The following is an 18,557-nucleotide window of genomic DNA, read 5'->3' on the forward strand; positions in this document are numbered from 1 at the left end:
CCCCGTTCGAGCCCCGTTCGAGGCCCCCGCATTCATCATGATTCGACAGGACGACCGACGCCGCGCCCGGGTGGGCGCGGCGTCGGTATCTATTCATGAAACGGTTCTACTGGTGAAACCGCTCGAGCGTGACCTCAGGCAAAGACGTTAAGACACCAGGTGATGGCGGGCACGGAGACCATGTCGATCAAGACGGCGCCACACAGCGGAACGATGATGTAGGCCTTGCTCGATACCACCTTGTAGTGGTCGCAGACGGCGCCCATGTTGGCGAAGGCGTTGGGAGTAGCGCCCAGGCCAAAACCGATAAAACCGGCGGAGAGTACGGCGGCGTCGTAGTTGCTGCCGAGCGAACGAAAGACTACCAGTGCCGCGATGGCAACGATCACCAGCGTCTGGATCATCAGGATCAGCGCCAGGCCAAGTCCCATCCCCTGCAGCTGCCAGATCTTCAGGTTCATCATGGCCATGGTCAGGAAGATCGCCAGGCTGACTTCTCCGATCAGATTGATGGCACGCTCGGACACCTCGACCAGGCGAAGGTGATCGTTCAGGTTGCGCAACACGATGGCCACGAACATGGCCCCGACATAGCTTGGCAGCACGATGCCGAGTTTCTCTTTCATGAGTTCGCGACAGGCCAGGCCGATGACCATCACCGGCACCACCACCGCCATAGCCTTCAGTACCCGATGCGGGGTCAGCGTCTGATCCTCTTCGCTCAGGTGCTCCTCGTGCAGATCGGCAAGCCCGCCGACCTCCTCGGCCTCGATGCGAAGCTTGAACCGCTCGATCAACCAGCGGGCGAGAGGCGCGCCCAGCAGGCTACCGGTGATGACACCGTAGGTGGCCGCCGTCATGGCGGCGGTCAGGGCGCCGTCGGCACCGAGCGCTTCCGCCTCTGGCCCGAAGGCCGCCGCACCGCCAAAGCCGCCTTCCAGCGAAGGCCCGCCCGCCATCAGGCCGATCAGGGGGTCGAGCCCGATCATCGAGGCGACGCCGATACCGATACCATTCTGCACCAGCACCAGGGCCCAGCAGGTCAACAGGAAGATCACCAGCGAACGCCCGCCCCTGGCCAGCACCGAGAGGCTGCCACCGAGCCCTACCGTGGCGAAGAAGGCGATCATCATCGGATCCTGAACGCTGGTGTCCAGGTCCAGCGTCAGCACGTCCATCGATCGTAGCAGCCATACCAGCACGGCGAAGCCGATGCCCCCGACCACCGGCGTCGGTACGCACATGCGCTCGAGCCACTCCACCCGGCGCCGAAGCTGAATGCCCACCATCAGCAGGACCAGCGCCAGTGCCATTGTTTCCACAGCGTTCAAGCCTATATTCATCTGCCTTCGCTCTCCTTCGCCCTCGAAGGACACCCTCCTGGTGACTCTTGGTGCGGCTACGCCAGGTGCCCGCACTTAGACTACTGGACAAACATTCAGGCATGAGAGGGGCCTATTTGTCGTGGAGCAAGCTTTTGCTCCCTCTTGTGTCCTCAGCGGTCCGCCCCACCCGAGGGAGGGTCCAGGCAGAAACAGCGGTTCAAACTCAGCCAAGGGAGAAGGTGCCAAGGGCCACGACCAATGACACAGAGGGCGATGACCAACGACACAGAGGGCGAGGTCACTGGCACCCTGACGGTCGAGTCGACGATGGCAAAGCAAATGAGACAACCATTTGGGCAGGCTCGGGGAAGTTGGTCATGCACAAGCAATGATCGTTTACTATGCTGTCTTGCATGCCCATCAAGGCACACTTTTAGCTGAGCCAGCAGACTCGGCCTTCCCTCCCCCTGGCTCCAGCCCAGCGGGCGGGAATCGGAGGAAATACAACGATACCGCCGGCCTTCACGCGCCGGCTGTCAGGACCTGACCAGCAAGCCGTACGTCGACCAGCAAGGAGAGCAGGCCAACACATCACTCCGCTGTATCAATGCCATGTCAATGACATCATTTAATTTAAGGGAACGATCATGAAAGTGTATTCGTCGGCAATACCTTCGCCCTGGAAGGGCATCGTGGCGGCATCGATTGCTGCGGTCGGCCTGGCAGCCAGCATTCAGCCAGCGTCCGCGACCGAAGAAGAAACCTCCTCCGAGGCGTCATCAGACAAGCCCAACATCCTGGTCATCATGGGCGATGACATCGGCTGGTTTAACACTAGCGCCTACAACAGCGGCATGATGGGTTACACCACGCCCAACATCGACAGCATCGCCGAAGAAGGCATCCGCTTCACCGACGCCTATGGCCAGCAGAGCTGCACCGCTGGGCGCGCGGCCTTCATCACCGGGCAGTCACCCAAGCGTACCGGTCTTCTCAAGATCGGCATGCCCGGCGATCCGCTCGGCCTGCAGCCGGAAGACCCGACCATCGCCGAGATCCTCAAGCCGATGGGCTACGCTACCGGCCAGTTCGGCAAGAACCACCTCGGCGATCGCGACGAGTACCTGCCGACCAACCACGGCTTCGACGAATTCTTCGGCAACCTCTACCACCTGAACGCCGAGGAAGAGCCGGAGAACGCCGACTACCCCACCGATCCTGGCTTCCGTGAACAGTTCGGCCCCCGTGGTGTCATTCGCTCTTCCGCGGATGGCCAGATCGAGGACACCGGCCCGCTGACAAAACAGCGTATGGAGACCATCGACGAGGAATTCCTGACCGCCGCCGAGGACTTCATCGAGCGCCAGGAATCTTCCGATACACCCTGGTTCGTTTGGTACAACACCACCCGCATGCACATCTTCACCCACCTCAAGGAAGAGAGTGAAGGCCGCACCGGACTTGGCGTCTACGCCGATGGCATGACCGAGCACGACGCCCTGGTGGGCCAACTGCTCGACAAGCTCGAGGAACTGGGTGCCGACGAGAACACCATCGTCATCTACACCACCGACAACGGCGCCGAGAAGTTCACCTGGCCGGATGGCGGCACCTCGCCCTTCCGTGGCGAGAAGGCCACTACCTGGGAAGGCGGCATTCGGGTGCCGTTCATGATGAGGTGGCCGGGGCAGATCGAACCGGGCCAGGTGTCCAACGAGATCCTTTCGCTTGAGGACATGTTCCCGACCCTGATCGCCGCCGCTGGCGAGCCGGACATCAAGGAGCAGCTGCTTGACGGCTACACCGCCGGTGACAAGGAATTCAACGTGCACATCGATGGCTATAACGTGCTGCCCCACCTGACCGGCGCCGAGGACGCCGGCGAGTGGCCGCGCGACACCTTCTTCGCCTTCGTCGATGATGGTTCCCTGGGTGCCGTGCGCTTCGGCCAGTACAAGGCACACTTCAGCATCCAGGAGCACGAGGGCATGGACGCTTGGCGCCGTCAGCAGACGCAGCTCAAGGCACCGCTGTTGATCGACCTGCGTGCCGATCCGTTCGAGATGGCCCCGGAAGACTCTTCCTACTACGACGACTGGCAGCTGCGCCGCATGTATGCCTTCTCCCCTGTAGGCAAGATCGTGGCGGACTTCATGGCCACCTTCGAGGAATACCCCCAGCGTCAGGAAGCCGGCTCCTTTACGCCGAAGCAATAACGCTTCCACCGGCAAGTCGACAGGAGGCCGCCCTTGGGCGGCCTCTTGCCGTTGTGCTCCCCGTTCAGCTCTTGTTCAACCCCCGTTTATCTCCTTATTCAGCCCATAGCTCTGCTCCGCGTTCGTTCGCCCCACCACCACACTGGATATATAAACAGCATTCGACTAGCCTTGCAGGCATGGATCACTATCACGACGACGGCCAGCAAAGAAGCGCTACGAGCCCCTTGAAGGGCCGCGGCGCGACCTATGATCCCGCCAATCGTTTTTCTCCCACCCGTAGCCAACAGGTGGACGACGGCTGGTGGCAAGAGGCAACGCCTGATCGCATCGCCACCGTCACCGCCACCGAGAGCGCCAGGAGCGCTCTGTCGTGGAACCGCTCGCCAGACCTGCCCTTCGATCGCTCGATCAACCCCTACCGTGGCTGCGAGCATGGCTGCATCTACTGCTACGCGCGGCCCAGTCATGCCTACTGGGACCTGTCACCCGGTCTCGACTTCGAGACCCGCCTGATCGCCCGCACCGGCCTGGTGGAACGCCTCACCGAGGAATTGTGCAAGCCCGGCTACGTCTGCCGCCCGATCAACCTGTCCGGCAACACCGACGCCTACCAGCCCATCGAGGCCGAACACCGAACCACCAGGGCACTGCTCGAACGGCTGCTGGAGTGGCGTCATCCGGTCACCCTGGTGACCAAGAGCGCGCTGATCCTGCGCGACAAGGACCTGTTGAGTGAACTGGCAAGCCGCCGCCTGGTGCGGGTGATGGTCAGCCTCACCAGCCTTGACACCGAACTCAAGCGTCAACTGGAGCCGCGCACCGCCTCACCCCGGGCCCGACTTCGGGTCATCGGCGAACTTGCCGATGCCGGTGTACCGGTGGGCACCCTGGTCTCGCCGGTGATTCCCGGGCTTACCGACCATGAACTGGAGCGCCTGCTCCAGGCCGCCAGGGACGCCGGCGCCAGCACCGCCGGCTGGATGCTGCTGCGACTGCCACGCGAGGTCGCGCCGCTGTTCGAGGCCTGGCTCGAGTCCCACTATCCTGAGCGCGCCGCCAAGGTCATGAGCCTGATTCGCCAGTGTCGCAACGGCCAGGACTACGACAGTCGCTTCGGCCACCGCATGCGCGGCCAGGGCGTCTTCGCCGAACTGCTCGACCAACGCTTCCGCAAGGCCTGCCGTCGCCTGGGCCTGTCACGACGTAGTGATAGTGGCCTTGATAGTGGCCTTGATAGCGGTCTTGATACTGATAGTGAGCTTGATACCGAGAGCTTCAGGGCGCCCCATCGTCAGGGATCGTTATTTTAGCGAGTCGCCACCGCCTCCAGGCCGCTATGCCCCAGCGCTGGACCCATTGCCGCCTTCCAACTGTCCCTGGCCGCCGCCGGTGCCACCACCTACGCTACAAGGATCCTCTGGAATAACGACCTACAATTAAAATATAAGGAGTTCTGCATGCGCCGCCAGACCAAGGGCCTGCACGCCCTCTACGCCAAGGATCCCGTGGACGCCGATCGCAAGCTGTGGGGGCGGCAGGTGGATCCCGTCAGCCGTCGTGGATTTCTCACCGGCTCCAGCCTGCTGGCCATGAGCGCGGTACTCGGCGCCAGCATTCCCTTCGCACGCTTCATGCCGGGAGGCCTGATTCCTGCAGCCCTGGCCCAGAGCGACGAAGCCTTCGAGATCGAGGGCAAGGAGGGGCTGAGGGTCCTCAACGACCGTCCGATCAACGCCGAGACACCGGCCCATCTGCTCGACGATGACATTACCCCGGCGCGCTACATGTTCGTGCGCAACAACGGCCTGCCCCCGGAGCGAGCCGAAATCGATCCCGCCACCTGGACGCTGGAAATCACCGGCGAGTCGTGCCAGAACCCCACCACCTTCACCATCGCCGAGCTGAAGGAGCGCTTCTCCGAGCACACCTACCAGCTTCAGGTAGAGTGCGGCGGCAATGGTCGCAGCGAGTACGTCCCCGCCGCCAGCGGCAACCAGTGGACCACCGGTGCGGTGGCCTGCCCGACCTTTACCGGGGTACGACTTCGCGATGTGCTGGAGGCCTGTGGCATCGCCGACGACGCCGTCTATATCGGTTACTACGGCGCCGATCGCCACGCCAGCGGCGCCGCCGACAAGGAAGCGATCTCTCGCGGTGTGCCGATGGAAAAGGCCCTGGAGGACGAGTCGCTGATCGCCTGGGCGATGAACGGCGAGGACATTCCCTACCAGAACGGCTACCCGCTGCGCCTGGTGTGCGGCGGCTGGCCAGGCTCGGTATCGGGCAAGTGGCTCAAGCAGATCGTCGTGCGCAACCAGAAGCACGATGGGGCCAAGATGGCGCCTCCCTCCTACAGCGTGCCGGCGAACCCGGTGGCACCGGGCACTGAGGTGGCCAAGGAAGACTTCGTCACCATCCAGTCGATGCCGGTGAAGTCCCTGATCACCTACCCGCGATCAGGGATCGAGCACGCCCAGGGCCAGCCGATGGAGGTGCGCGGCCACGCCTGGGCGGGGGATCTGTCGGTATCCGAGGTGCACACCTCAATCGACTTCGGCGCCACCTGGCAGAAGGCCAGCCTCAACGACGCACCCAATCGCCTCGCCTGGCAGCGCTTTACCACCCAGGTCGAGTTCCCCGAGCCAGGCTATTACGAGGTGTGGGCCCGGGCGGTGGATGAAAACGGCCAGTCCCAGCCCATGGTGGTGCCCGGCTGGAACCCCAAGGGCTACCTCAACAACGCCTGTCACCGCATCGCGGTTCAGGTCGGCTGAGGGAGGAGACTGGCATGGGAATTCGTACCACCAGAAGGCATAGGGCCTGGTCGTCGACCCGCCCGCTCTTGATGACTGGCCTGCTGCTCGGCGCGGTGCTGTTCAGCCCCTTTGGCCTGGCTCAATCGACAGGCGAGGCCTCTGGGCAAGCCACAGATGCCCCCCTCGAGACCGACCCGGACAGCGGGTTCGTGATGGCCGAGGGCTGGCAGACGGTCAAGGGCAACTGCACCGTCTGCCACTCCGCCGCCCTGGTCACCCAGAACAGGGGGTCACGCGAGCACTGGGCCTACCTGATCGACTGGATGCAGGAGACCCAGGGCCTGTGGCAGTTCAATCCCGAAATGGAAGCCACCATCCTCGACTACCTATCGACCCACTACGGCCCAAGGACCGATGCCAGGCGGCAGAACCTGCCCAAGCATCTGATGCCGCCGCCACCACAGGCCAACGAGACCAGTGCAGAAGGTTGAAACAACGGACGCGATTGAAAGGCGGCTGGTCGGCCCGGTTCTGCGACAGCGGAATCGGGCATCCTATGCTCTGACAGATAGTCAGATGCCCTAACACAGATCCTTCAGCGCAAGTCCTTGAGCACAGTGCCGCTGGCGAGGATCTGCGCCTCGAGAGGCAACTCACGGAACGGCTCGCAAACCGCCTCGCTTTGCCATTGGCGCATGGCGGGCAAGGCGAGGAGTCGCTCGAGGTAGTCGCGTGATGGGCCACCCATGGGCAGGTCGTAGGTTCGCATCCTGAAGGCGATGGGGGCGAAAAAGGCGTCTGCGGCGGTAAAACGCTCGCCGCACAGGTAAGGTCCACCAAAGCGCGTCAAGCCGTCTTCAAACAGTTCGTTCAGCCGATGCAGGTCATCCAGCAACTCGGGCGTCTTTTCGTTCAAGCGTACGCGCAGCGCGCAGTGCATCGGACACTGCTGCCTGAGCGCGCTAAAACCTGAATGCATCTCGGCACAGGCACTTCTGGCCCAGCATCTGGCGTCCACATGCTCAGGCCAGATCTCGGAATGACGCTCGGCCAGGTATTCGATGATGGCCAGCGAGTCCCACACCACCCGTTCGTCATGATGCAGACAGGGCACTCGCCCCGAGGGCGAAAACCGACGAAAGTCGGCGTGACTGTTGCCCTGCTCATCGAAGGGGTGAAAGGCCAGCTCGAAGGGAATCTCGAGCTGGCGCAAGGTCAGCCAGGCCCTCAGCGACCACGACGACGTCTGTCGATTGGCGATATGCAGCACGTACATGACAGTGCTCCCTGGGTCGCTGACAGCGCCTGTCGCTGCCGGTGATCAAGCCGCCAGCGACATCTCGTAGCCGGTGTACTTGCGAAGATTGATCACTCCGGTATCGAAGATCAGGTACTGGCCCTTGATCCCCATCAGCGTGCCCTCGACTCGCGGATTCTTGTCGAGGTTGTGAGACGTGACCTTGGTGGGGTACTCCAGTACCGGGTAGTCGAAGCGACGTGGGCTGCCGTCCAGGGGACGGATAGCATCGGCGCCGAAGCGCTCGCGTAGATCGCCCAGCCCCGCCGACAGCCTTTCCAGCAGACGGTCGCGCTCTGCGGCCAGATCCAGCTCCTCGACCTGGCCCTTGAGCATCGCCCGCCAGTTGGTGCGATCCGACACCTCATTCTTGAACAGCACCTCGACGAAGCCAGACTGCTGACGACTGTCCACCTCGAGGATCGGCAACGCCTGGATCGCGCCCTGATCGAGCCAGCGCGTCGGCATCTGGGTATTGCGGGTGATCCCGACCTTGAGCCCGGAAGCGTTGGACAGGTAGACGACGTGGGGCTGGAAGCAGAACCGCTCGCCCCACTCGGGCTCGCGACAGGTCCCCTCGAAAAAGTGGCACAGCTCGGGCTTCATGATGCAGCTGTCGCACTGGGCCAGGCGCTTGAAGCAGGGATAGCAGTGGCCTTGCCCGAAGCTCTTCTTGGTCGCACGCCCACAGTGGGTACAGGCGATCGCCCCGCTCCACTCGAGTCGCAGGGTGCGGCCCAGGTAGTCGTTGAGCGGCAGACGGTTCTCGCCGGCCTTGAGGGTGTAGCGCGCGGGGGAGTCGGGTTCGACCCCCATCTTGGACAGACATCCGTGGGCAAGTACTTCAGTCACGACTGGCATCCCGGGCGAGCCCCGCCATGTCTTCGGAAACCCCGGCACTGCTCGATGGCCCACCGGGCCCAGCGCCGCAGGTGCGTTGCTCCAGGTAGCCGATGCGGCTCTCCTCGGGCACATTGTTGTCGTGCTCGTAGCGCATCACGGCTTCCATGCACAGCTCGATCTGCTCGGCCGTCAGCATTCGCCCGTCCGGCCACTTGCGCAGCGACACCGCCTGCTTGAGGCTCTGGTAGATCGACGGCGTCATCTGGGAAATCATTCGCTCGAAGGTCATGTCGCTCATGGCATCGCTCTAGTGAAGACGTGATTTGCGGGAATGATACCAGCCCAGCACCAGCCCCACGAGCAGACCGCCCAGGTGCGCCTCGTTGGCCACATTGCCAAAGCCCACCAGCCCGGCGACGTCGGTCATGGTGAAGACCATCCAGCCGAGCATGAACAGCACCAGCATCTGCGGCACGAAGAAGCCGCTGGCCGGCGCGCGACGGGACATCAACCAGACGTAGCCAAGCAACGCAAAGTCGACGCCCGACATGCCACCGAACAGCACCGTGCCGGTGGCGTACTGGGACAGGTTGCCGGCAAGCCCCGCCACCACCACCAGCGTCAGCATGCGCAATGGGCCATGCAGGGTCTCCACCTGACGGCCGAAATACCACAACCACATCATGTTGAAGATCAGGTGCATCCAGCCGAAATGCAGGAAGATCGGCGACAGCGGGCGCCATACCTGCCCCGCCGCCAGCGCATCGGGGATACTGCCGACGGCCAGCGCCCCGCCACGGATGCCCACAGGCACAATCGCCAGCCACGCCAGCACCATGTCTCCCCACACAGCGATGGCACCAAACACCAGCAGACACAGCCCGAGCACCGACAAGGTGACCGGATGCTGGCGCAGCAGCGGCCACCAGTGACGTGCCGGTCTCGGCTTCGAGGCACTCGGCGCGGGTATCGCCTCTCCCCGCTGCCAGCGAGTGATCACCTCGGCCAGAGCGTCCTGCTGTTTCGGGTCCATCAGCCACAGTACCTGGCCGTCGTCCTCGTCGGTGATACGGTGTCCGATGCGGTGCGACCAGAGCGCCTGTCGCAGCTCGCGAGTATCGATATCGTGGGGGATCAGCATGACCCGGAACATGGCGTCTCCAGCGCGAAAAAGGGTAGCGGCCCAGAGATGATGGCCTGAAATGACGTTGGCCGGTAGGGGCAGCGGTCACACGCGGCGCAGATGGGCGAAAGGCCCGACGGCAAGCCGGGCATGGCAGGATGTCTTTTTCATCCACACAGAAAAAGTCCGGCGGAGGGGGCCGCCGGACAAGAGCAAGGGATCATTCAAGGGAACACCTACTCAGACGCCGCTTTTGATAAAGGGTTCAGTCGGGTGCTCGACTTTAATGTAACGTTTTGTATCAATCGAAGACGATCTCTCGGGGCAAGGGCCTCGCACGCACGTCCCTGGGCACCGGCACCCATACAAAGTGGTTGGCGTCGAGGCGGGATTCAAAGCTGTAGCGATAGGCCACCAGTCGACCGAACTTCACCGCGCTGTAGTCGAGACAGGCAATATTCGGTGCCGGCAAGGCCGGGACGCCTTCGCACCAGTAGTGGCCGATGAACAGCGGGGGCTGGTCGGGGCCATAGTAGCTGAGGCTGGCCCGTTCGCTGTCGCTCAACGGCCGGTCCTCGAGGTCTCCCGGTAGATTGTCCGGCTGGAACACCACGTCACCCCAGGTGCGAGGGTCTCGTGCCCAGAAGTGGGTCCGAAAGCTTCGTCGAGTGAAACCGTCTCCGGAATGGATGACCGTGTCCCCGGGCAGGTCGATGGAACCGCCGCGGGTCAGGCGCTCGAGGATCCTCGACTCTTCGGTACCCGGGCTCGAGGCCTGGAGCAGGAAATCGTGGTCCAGACAGCCGTCGGGCCGGAGCTGCCTGAAGGATTCGATCAGGCGGTCGTCCCAGCAGGCGTGGACCACCCGGATGCCGTCGATCTCGAGACACAGGGGGATCTGGCGAAACCACGCCAGGGCATCATCCCACTCCTGGGGGTGGTCATGGTACTGCTCGAGGGTTTCACGAATGATGCGGTTGTGACGCGGTGTATGCGGGCGTAGCCATTCCCTGCCGTGCTCAGGCGGGGCTTTCTGGGTGTACGTCAGGGCATTGATCTCGTGATTGCCCAGCACGATATAGGCCTCGCCCTCTTCCACCATGCGTCTGGCGATGGAGACCGCCAGGCGGATACGCGGGCCACGGTCGATCAGGTCCCCGAGGAAGATCGCCTTGCGCTGGGGGTGACGATAGACACCGCCGCGCAGGTGATACCCCAGCCGTTCCAGCAGCGCCGCCAGGGTGGCGCCGCAGCCATGAACGTCACCGATCAGGTCGTAGCCGTCCAGTCGCCTGCTCACGTCAATCTCCCAGCCTGTTGCTCCAGCCCAGCTTGCTGCGCAGGACGTCATAGAAGTTGTGACCCAGAGGGTGCACCAGTTGAACGTTCTGGGGCTTGCGCCGGATCACCAGAACATCATCGGGCTTGGCCACGGCACGGGTCTGGCCGTCACAGCTGATGTGGGGATAGGTCTGGTTGGTCTCACCGATATGACAGCGTATCTCGCAGCCGGCGTCGATCACGATGGGCCGGCTCGAAAGGGTGTGCGGGAACATCGGCACCAGCGTCACCACGTCGAGCTTCGGATGCATGATCGGGCCACCGCCGGACATGGCGTAGGCGGTGGAACCGGTCGGCGTGGCGATTATCAGGCCATCGCTGCGCTGGCTGTAGACGAACTGGCCATCGATGAACAGTTCGAACTCGATCATCCGCACCGCCTTGCCCGGGTGCAGTACCACTTCATTGAGGGCATCGCCGCTGCCCACCAGGGAATCCCCGCGGTAGAGCTCGGCATCGAGCAGAAAGCGCTGTTCGACCTCGTACTGTCCCGCCAGCACCTCACCGACACGGGCCTCGAGCTCATCCGGCGAGATATCGGTCAAGAAGCCCAGCCGTCCGCGATTGACCCCCAGCACCAGGGTTCCGCTGCGACACAGGGTGCGGGCCGCGCCCAGCAGGCTGCCGTCGCCCCCGACCACGATCACCAGATCACATAGTTCGCCGAGCATGCGGCGACTGGCCTCGGCGTGGCCACGTTCCAGCAACGCCGAGGCGGTACGGTCTTCCACGATCACGTGGTAGCCGGCGTCATCCAGAAAACGAATCAGCCGCTTGAGGGTCTCGACCACCTTGGCGCTGCCCAGGCGCCCGATCAGTCCGATGTTCTTGAACGATTGCATCCACGCATCCTTCCCTTGGCGACCGCTCATTATGGCGAGGGGGGCCTGGCGGAGCAAACCGCGCCCGGCGCCTCAGGCCAACTGCTGGCCCAGATCGATGATCACCCAGACTGACGATGAATTAGACCGGCGCCGTCCTGTGACGCCGCTGCCACCAGGCGTTAAGCCACAGCGAACCGGCGATGATGGCGCCTCCCATGGCCAGACGTAGCAGATCAGCCTCGCGATTCCAGATCACCAGGTTCACCGCAAGGCCAGCAGGAATCAGCATGTTGTTCATGATCGCCAGGGCGCCTGCATCCACCCGCACGGCGCCCAGGTTCCACAGGAAGTAGCCGAGCCCCGAGGCGACCAGTCCCAGCCACAGCAGCACCCCCCACTGCAGGGGTGTCGTCGGCAGCCCCGAGGTGCTTCCCAACAGCGCGAAGGCCGGCAGCGCGATGCAGGCCGCACCCAGGTAGAACCAGGCGAATACATGGTGGCGAGGCAACGAGGGGGGCAGTGCCGCCGACAGGCGCCGATAGCCGACCTGCCCCATGGCAAAGCAGAGATTGGCCCCCTGCACCACCAGGAATCCCAGCCAGAAGTCGTCGTTGACACCTTTGTAGCGAATGACCGCCGCGCCGATCACCGCAAGCCCTGCAGTGACCAGATGGAAGGGCGTGAAACGACCAAACGCCAGGTCATCCAGAATGGCGATGTACAGCGGCGTGAAGATGGTGAACAGCAGCACCTCCGGCACCGACAGGAGCACGAAGGACTGATAGAAGAAGATGTACATGATGCCAAGCTGGACGGCACCAAGTGCCATCAGCGCGAGCTTGTGGCGCAGATCGAGCAGGCCGGGCTTCAACAACGGCAGGAACACCAGCGCCGCCAGCCCCACCCGCATCATCACCGCGAAATAGCTGTCCACCTGACCGGCCAGATAGACACCAATCAGCGAAAACGAGAACGCCCACAGGGCGGTGACCACCACCAGATAGCCCACCGTAAACTCCCACTAGTCAAAAAGGTTTACGGCAGTATACGCGAACACCCTCTCCGGCCCAACGCTTGCCCCCCCTGAGCCCTGCTCGCCTCAATGATTGACCTGCTTCAACCACCAGGCCCCGTACGCCACCCCAGGCAGCCAGCCCAGCAGGGTCAGCAGGAACGCAATCGCGATCCGGCGCGAACCACCTTCGGCTACCGCCACCGCCAGCGGGGGCATCAGCAGCACCAGCACCATCAAGGCGAGCCGGGCCGCTGGCGACGCCATCAACGCCGACGCCACCTGGGGCGAGGATGTCATGGGCTCGTCACTGGTGCTGGACGCATGCGCATCGGTGCCTTCCTTCTGCTCGGGCACAGGCGGTGGGGTGAAGTGCTCCACCGCCGGGCTATTTGAAGGGCTATTTGAAGGGCTATTTGAAGGGCTATCCATCGCCCCAGCCTGCGCACGCTGCGGCTGCGCGTCACGCGCTGCCTGCTCCTGGGCCTGGCGATGGGCCTCGGCGTCAATCTTCTGCTCCAGGCTTTCCGCGCCTTCGGCCAGGACATCGTGGTAACGCTCCCAGTCTTCCCAGTCATGGGGTGTCCCGGCCCTGGGACGATGGTCGTGGGACTCCCGCGCTCGGTCCCAGGCCTTTTCCTCGAGGGTGTTGGGCCTTTCCTTGTCTCGCTCACCGTCGAGCCCCTTGCGGGCCAGATACTCTCGCGCGTCCATCAGAGAACTTACCTCCAGGGTCGAATGACGCCACCGGTATCTCCGATGGCCCATTTCAGTGTGCCAATACAGGCTTTGATGTAACAGCAACGCCTGATTGATAGAGAAACCCGCCTCAACTGTCCTACTGTTTTGATAGAGGTCACCCCCACGGGTTCCCCACAGCGCCATGTTCAGCTCCCAGGAGAGACATCATGCAGGAAAGACAGGTCGAGATCGCCATTATCGGAGCAGGAAGCGCCGGCCTTGGTGCCTGGCACGCGGCGCGACAACATACCGACAAGCTGGTGCTGATCGAATCTGGCGCCTACGGCACCACCTGCGCACGGGTCGGCTGCATGCCGTCCAAGCTGCTGATTTCCGCCGCCGACGTGGCCCAGCAGGCACGGGACTCCGAGGGCTTCGGGGTCAAGGTCAGCGGCGTCAGCGTCGACGGCCCCGCTGTGATGGAACGCCTCCAGCGGGAGCGGGATCGTTTCGTCGACAGCGTACTGAGTTCGATGGCCCGCATCGAGGAAGACGACCGCATCGTCGGTGCCGCTCGCTTCGAAGACGCCAACACCCTGGTGGTGGGCGACCATACGCGTATCAAGGCCAAGCGCATCGTCATCGCCACCGGCTCCCGCCCCTCCTGGCCCGACTTTCTCAATGCCGCCGGGGATCGCCTGATCATCAACGACGACCTGTTCGAATGGGATGACCTGCCCGAGTCGGTGGTGGTATTCGGGCCCGGCGTCATCGGCCTCGAACTCGGTCAGGCGCTGCACCACCTGGGCGTGCGAGTGCGCATGTTCGGCGTCGGCGGCGCCATCGGTCCTCTTGGCGACCCCGATCTCAAGGCGCTCGCCGACAAGGAGTTCAACACAGGGTTTCCACTGGACCCCGACGCCACCGTCAAGAAGGTCGACCGGGACGGCGATCAGGTGGTGGTGACCTTCCACTGTCGCGACAGCAACACCGAGAAGACCGAGCGTTTCGACTACCTGCTGGCGGCCACCGGACGTCGGCCCAACGTGGACAAGCTGGACCTGCCGAAGACCGGGCTGGAACTCAACGACCGCGGTGTGCCGGTGTTCGACCGGCTGACCATGCAGTGTCGCTTCGATGACGGTTCGCCCGCACCGATCTTTATCGCCGGTGATGCCAACCAGGATCTTCCCCTGCTGCACGAGGCGTCCGACGAGGGACGCATCGCAGGCGAAAACGCCGGACGCTACCCGGATATTCGCGCCGGTCGCAGGCGTACTCCGTTGGCGGTGGTGTTTACCGATCCGCAGATGGCAAGCGCTGGAGTAGGCTACGCTGAACTCAAGCGTCGGGATGAACAACTGACCAACGTGGCCATCGGCGAGGTCTCGTTCGAGGATCAGGGACGGTCCACGGTGATGCGGCAGAACCGAGGCATGCTGAGGCTTTACGCAGAGCACGGCTCGGGAATTCTTCTCGGCGCGGAAATGTTCGGCCCAAGGGCGGAACACCTGGGCCACCTGTTGGCCTGGTCCATCGACCAACGATTGACCGTGGATCGCCTGCTGGAAATGCCCTTCTACCACCCGGTGGTCGAAGAAGGCCTGAGAACAGCACTGAGGGACCTCAACGTGCATCTGCGCAGGGGTCCGGCGATCACCGAACGCTGCCTGGAGTGCGGTCCAGGCGCTTGACGGTCAAGGGCCCGACGCATGGCGCCGGGCCGCTTCAAAGGAGAGCGGTTATGCCACACAAGGCACCTCCATCGATCGTCCGGGACATCATGTCCAAGGACTGCTACCGCGTCAGCGGCAAGACCTCCATTTCCACCCTGGCGGAAGGTCTCGCTCTGCACCGATTGCCAGGGGCCCCGGTGGTGGACAACGGCGATCACCTGATCGGCTTCATCTCCGAGCAGGACGTGCTGGGCAAGGTGATCGAGAGCCTCTATCTGGATCACGAGGCACCGCTGGTCCATGAAATGATGCGTAACGAAGTGCTGTCGGTGTCTCCCACCAAGAGCATCGTCGATCTGGCCCAGGAAATGCTGGGAGCAAAACCCAAGGTGTATCCCGTCACCGAACAGGGCCGACTGGTGGGTATCGTCACCCGCCGCGACGTGCTTACCGCCGTGCTCACCATGCGACGCCATCAACGAAGCGCCTGACCCCTCCTGTTGCGCAACGCCTTCTGTAGACGCCCACCGCCGGCATCACGATGCCGGCGGTGGGCGTGCTGTCGGTAGCGCCAACGCTGACACCATTGCCTGGCACCACCGCCTTGCATCGGCCTCCCCGATCCTCCAGATGCCCCTGGCGCTTGTGCAAACCGTAAGGGCGTTCATGGAGCATGCCTGATATGCCCGGGCCCAATGGAAAGGGAAGAGAGGGAGAGCACCTTCGCCCAAGCAAAAAAAAACGCCCCATGGAAGCCATGAGGCGCAACGATCGATTTAGCAAACCAGATCAACACTGCTAACGACTGCCATCGCGCATGCTGTCTGTACCACATATGACAGTCGTCACCAGAAAAGTTCTCCTTTCATCGAAAATTTTTTTTCCTCTCCTGGGCCCGACGGTGCACAGCGGTGAGAGAAGCGCCCTACTGACCACAGCGTTCTGCGTCGGTTCCAAGGTCTGTGGCAAGAGATCGACGCTGCCACTACGCGACGGCCATCAACGGGCACCGCCGGCCAGGTCGATCAGGGAATGGCATCAAGGATGTCGTCAACAGCGGCCAGCGTGAGGCGCCCGCCGGCACAGGCACCGGTATCCAGATGCAGCACATTGCCAAGCCACAGCGGTGCCTCGACGATGGTGTGCCCCACCACCACCGCATCGACGCCCTCGACGCGGGTCGAGTCCAGGCTGCCGCCGCTGTCACGTCGGAATCTACGCCGCGACCATAGCAGGTGCTCGGACGAGGTCTGCTCGATCTGGCCCCAGTCGTCGGGTGGATCGGCGTGCACCACGCCCAGGCGACGATGTCCCGCGACGATTTCCCGAGCCAGCGGAAGATGCGGGCGGGCGGCGTTCATGGTGCTACGGGCCTCCTCGACACCATCGAGAAAGACCCAGTTGCCGCCATTGCGCTGCCACAGATCCCAGGCCATTCCTCCGCCTTCGGCCAGGGCGGTGATCGCCATCTGTTCGTGATTGCCCATCACCGCAAAGCACCAGGGCTCGAGCGCCAGCGTCAGACAGGCGAGCGATGCCTCTCCCCTGTCGACCAGATCACCGACGCAGAACAGCCGGTCCCGGGCGACATCGAAGTCGACTCTCTCCAGCGCTTCCATCAACTGGGCGTACTGGCCGTGCACGTCACCGACGACGTAATCACGCCCCTTGCGGTTTGGTCCATGACGGATACAGCGCATGAGTCTTCTCCCGCCCCAGTGCGAGCTCAGGCTTGACGCCATCGCAACATTCGTCCTATGTTCCTTTTACAGAACGTTCGATAAATGGAACAACAGCTCAACCGAACAGTGACCTCATGATCGAGCCCTTCTCCCAAGCTAGCTTCTCAAGCGACGACACGCTGCATGCCGAAGCACTCGGCCGGCATCTTCAGCATCTGCGCCAATTGCGTGGCTGGTCGCTATCCCGCCTGGCCAGCGACGCCGGCGTCGCCAAGTCGAACCTGTCTCGGCTGGAACAGGGCAACGGCAACCCTACCCTGGACACCCTGTGGCGCCTGGCGAGCTGCCTCGAGGTGCCTTTCGGCACCCTGATAAAACCCGTGACCACGGCGCTGGATGACCAGGGCGTGCAGGTCCAGTTGATCGATCAGGGCGATAGCCAACCGGCCGTCGACGTCTACTGGATGCGCCTGGACCCTGACGTCTATCGGCTCAGCGAAGCGCACCCCGCGGGCGTGCACGAGACCGTCACGGTGATCTCCGGCCGGTTGACCACCGGCCCCGAGCACGAGAGCCACACCCTGGGCCCGGGCCAGAGCGTCACCTTCGCGGCGGATCGTCCACACCTCTACGCGTCCGACAACCAGGCCACTTCCGCCACCCTGACCATCGTCTACCATCCACCGGAAACCTCTCGATGACCACCACGACGACTCCTTTGCGTGCCAGCCCCTGGGTGACCGGCGTCCGCGAGGCGATCCCGCTGCTCGGCGGCTATATCCCCATCGCCATCTCCTTTGGCCTGGTAGCCGTCCAGGCGGGCTTCAGTGCCTGGGAAGCCGTCGCCATCTCTACCCTGATCTATGCCGGCGCCTCCCAGTTCGTGTTCGTCGGCATGGTGGCAGGTGGCGCTCCTCTATGGCTGGTGGTCGCCATGACCCTATTGATCAACGTTCGCCACGTGGTCTACGCCCCGAACCTTGCCGCCTCGATGAGCACGAGCCGCTGGTGGCCTGCACTGATGCACGGTCTGACCGACCAGGTCTTCGCCCTGGCGCTGACGCGTCTGCCGCAACTGCCGGAGGCGGCTCGGCTTGGCTGGTACACCGGCGCCGCCCTGCTGGCCTGGCTGGCCTGGATCGCAGGTACCGCCGTGGGTGCACTGGGGGGCGAATGGGTGGTGGAACGCTGGCCGCTGCTGGGCGAGGTGATGCCCTTTGCCCTGCCTGCCCTGTTTCTCGTGTTGGTGGTGCCTCGCCTGTCCAGCTTCCGCTGGGGCCTGGCGACCCTGGTGACCATCGCCGCAGGCGCCCTGCTGGCAGTGCTGGGGGTGGCCAATGCCGGCATCCCCCTGGCGGCTCTGTGCGGCGCACTGTGCTTCTTTATCGTCAAACGCTCACCGGTCACAAGGAGTCGATCATGACCACTACGTTGTGGATGGCGGTGGTAGCGACCACCCTGGGCACCCTGCTGATGCGAATGGCGCCCCTGATATGGATGCGTCGTCGTCTCGCCGAGCGCCAGACAGAAGACAGCGTCGAACCGATGCCGCAGTGGCTGTCGGTGCTGGGGCCTTTGATGATCGCCGCCGTGCTGGGCGTCTCGTTGGTACCGGCACAGCCGAGCATCGCCAGCTGGAGCGCCACTGGCGTGGGGGTACTGGCGACGCTGGCGGTATGGTATCGAACGCGATCGCTGGGCTGGCCGGTCGCTGCCGGCGTGGCCGCCTACGGACTGACGCTGGTATTGGCCGGTTCGCTCTGACACTCAAGTCGACG

The 18,557-nt window shown here is 63.5% G+C and carries 19 protein-coding genes; 9 read left to right on the forward strand and 10 right to left on the reverse strand.

Annotation, left to right across the window (positions count from 1 at the left end; genetic code table 11):
* Window positions 1–134 precede the first annotated feature (134 nt).
* Window positions 135–1,343 (reverse strand): sodium/glutamate symporter, encoded by a 1,209-nt coding sequence (gene gltS, locus EBB56_RS08600; protein WP_124803921.1) that lies wholly within the window; start codon window positions 1,341–1,343, stop codon window positions 135–137.
* Between the two features lie 629 nt (window positions 1,344–1,972).
* Here gltS and EBB56_RS08605 point away from each other — a divergent pair.
* The 4 genes from EBB56_RS08605 to EBB56_RS21985 all read left to right on the forward strand — a co-directional run bounded on the left by EBB56_RS08605 (window position 1,973) and on the right by EBB56_RS21985 (window position 6,791).
* A complete protein-coding gene (locus tag EBB56_RS08605; protein ID WP_124803923.1) occupies window positions 1,973–3,541 on the forward strand; it encodes an arylsulfatase in 1,569 nt (522 codons plus the stop codon).
* A 179-nt stretch (window positions 3,542–3,720) separates the two neighbouring features.
* Window positions 3,721–4,854 (forward strand): PA0069 family radical SAM protein, encoded by a 1,134-nt coding sequence (locus EBB56_RS08610; protein ID WP_124803925.1) that lies wholly within the window; start codon window positions 3,721–3,723, stop codon window positions 4,852–4,854.
* A gap of 147 nt (window positions 4,855–5,001) precedes the next feature.
* A complete protein-coding gene (locus EBB56_RS08615; RefSeq protein ID WP_124803927.1) occupies window positions 5,002–6,318 on the forward strand; it encodes a sulfite oxidase in 1,317 nt (438 codons plus the stop codon).
* 14 nt (window positions 6,319–6,332) lie between these two features.
* The gene (locus EBB56_RS21985) at window positions 6,333–6,791 is read left to right on the forward strand and encodes a hypothetical protein (RefSeq protein ID WP_221621161.1); all 459 of its coding nucleotides are present in this window, start codon (window positions 6,333–6,335) and stop codon (window positions 6,789–6,791) included.
* A gap of 104 nt (window positions 6,792–6,895) precedes the next feature.
* Here the strand turns inward: EBB56_RS21985 and EBB56_RS08625 are convergent, their stop codons facing one another.
* The 8 genes from EBB56_RS08625 to EBB56_RS08660 all read right to left on the reverse strand — a co-directional run bounded on the left by EBB56_RS08625 (window position 6,896) and on the right by EBB56_RS08660 (window position 13,454).
* Window positions 6,896–7,576: a glutathione S-transferase family protein gene (locus EBB56_RS08625; protein WP_124803929.1), complete on the reverse strand. Its 681-nt coding sequence runs from the start codon at window positions 7,574–7,576 to the stop codon at window positions 6,896–6,898.
* 45 nt (window positions 7,577–7,621) lie between these two features.
* On the reverse strand, window positions 7,622–8,458 hold the full coding sequence (locus tag EBB56_RS08630; protein ID WP_371931865.1) for a DUF2797 domain-containing protein: 837 nt from the start codon (window positions 8,456–8,458) through the stop codon (window positions 7,622–7,624).
* A complete protein-coding gene (locus EBB56_RS08635) occupies window positions 8,442–8,738 on the reverse strand; it encodes a YeaC family protein (RefSeq protein WP_045994422.1) in 297 nt (98 codons plus the stop codon). Before EBB56_RS08635 ends, EBB56_RS08630 begins: the two co-directional genes overlap by 17 nt.
* A 9-nt stretch (window positions 8,739–8,747) precedes the next feature.
* On the reverse strand, window positions 8,748–9,593 hold the full coding sequence (locus tag EBB56_RS08640) for a rhomboid family intramembrane serine protease (RefSeq protein WP_124803931.1): 846 nt from the start codon (window positions 9,591–9,593) through the stop codon (window positions 8,748–8,750).
* Window positions 9,594–9,864: 271 nt separating this feature from the next.
* Window positions 9,865–10,851, reverse strand: a complete 987-nt coding sequence (locus EBB56_RS08645; RefSeq protein WP_108133024.1) for a metallophosphoesterase — start codon at window positions 10,849–10,851, stop codon at window positions 9,865–9,867.
* Between the two features lie 13 nt (window positions 10,852–10,864).
* The gene (locus EBB56_RS08650; RefSeq protein ID WP_108132991.1) at window positions 10,865–11,746 is read right to left on the reverse strand and encodes an NAD(+) kinase; all 882 of its coding nucleotides are present in this window, start codon (window positions 11,744–11,746) and stop codon (window positions 10,865–10,867) included.
* 121 nt (window positions 11,747–11,867) lie between these two features.
* Complete coding sequence (locus tag EBB56_RS08655; RefSeq protein ID WP_124803933.1) at window positions 11,868–12,737, reverse strand: DMT family transporter; 870 nt, start codon at window positions 12,735–12,737, stop codon at window positions 11,868–11,870.
* A gap of 90 nt (window positions 12,738–12,827) precedes the next feature.
* Window positions 12,828–13,454 (reverse strand): YqaE/Pmp3 family membrane protein, encoded by a 627-nt coding sequence (locus EBB56_RS08660; RefSeq protein ID WP_124803935.1) that lies wholly within the window; start codon window positions 13,452–13,454, stop codon window positions 12,828–12,830.
* Between the two features lie 194 nt (window positions 13,455–13,648).
* Here EBB56_RS08660 and EBB56_RS08665 point away from each other — a divergent pair, with 194 nt between their 5' ends.
* Window positions 13,649–15,115 (forward strand): dihydrolipoyl dehydrogenase, encoded by a 1,467-nt coding sequence (locus EBB56_RS08665; protein WP_124803937.1) that lies wholly within the window; start codon window positions 13,649–13,651, stop codon window positions 15,113–15,115.
* Between the two features lie 50 nt (window positions 15,116–15,165).
* A complete protein-coding gene (locus tag EBB56_RS08670) occupies window positions 15,166–15,588 on the forward strand; it encodes a CBS domain-containing protein (protein WP_045994411.1) in 423 nt (140 codons plus the stop codon).
* Window positions 15,589–16,122: 534 nt separating this feature from the next.
* Here the strand turns inward: EBB56_RS08670 and EBB56_RS08675 are convergent.
* A complete protein-coding gene (locus EBB56_RS08675) occupies window positions 16,123–16,797 on the reverse strand; it encodes a metallophosphoesterase (protein WP_045994410.1) in 675 nt (224 codons plus the stop codon).
* 116 nt (window positions 16,798–16,913) lie between these two features.
* On the opposite strand from EBB56_RS08675, the gene EBB56_RS08680 reads away from it, so the two are divergent.
* The 3 genes from EBB56_RS08680 to EBB56_RS08690 are packed head-to-tail and all read left to right on the forward strand — an operon-like array spanning window position 16,914 to window position 18,543.
* The gene (locus EBB56_RS08680; RefSeq protein ID WP_045994409.1) at window positions 16,914–17,480 is read left to right on the forward strand and encodes a helix-turn-helix domain-containing protein; all 567 of its coding nucleotides are present in this window, start codon (window positions 16,914–16,916) and stop codon (window positions 17,478–17,480) included.
* On the forward strand, window positions 17,477–18,202 hold the full coding sequence (locus tag EBB56_RS08685; protein WP_045994408.1) for an AzlC family ABC transporter permease: 726 nt from the start codon (window positions 17,477–17,479) through the stop codon (window positions 18,200–18,202). Before EBB56_RS08680 ends, EBB56_RS08685 begins: the two co-directional genes overlap by 4 nt.
* Entirely contained in the window at window positions 18,199–18,543 is a 345-nt protein-coding gene (locus tag EBB56_RS08690) for an AzlD domain-containing protein (protein WP_045994407.1), read from the forward strand. The genes EBB56_RS08685 and EBB56_RS08690 overlap by 4 nt, the downstream gene beginning before the upstream one ends.
* Window positions 18,544–18,557 lie beyond the last annotated feature (14 nt).

It is taken from the genome of Halomonas sp. YLB-10, from assembly GCF_003856855.1.
GTDB classification, from domain to species: Bacteria; Pseudomonadota; Gammaproteobacteria; order Pseudomonadales; family Halomonadaceae; genus Halomonas; species Halomonas litopenaei.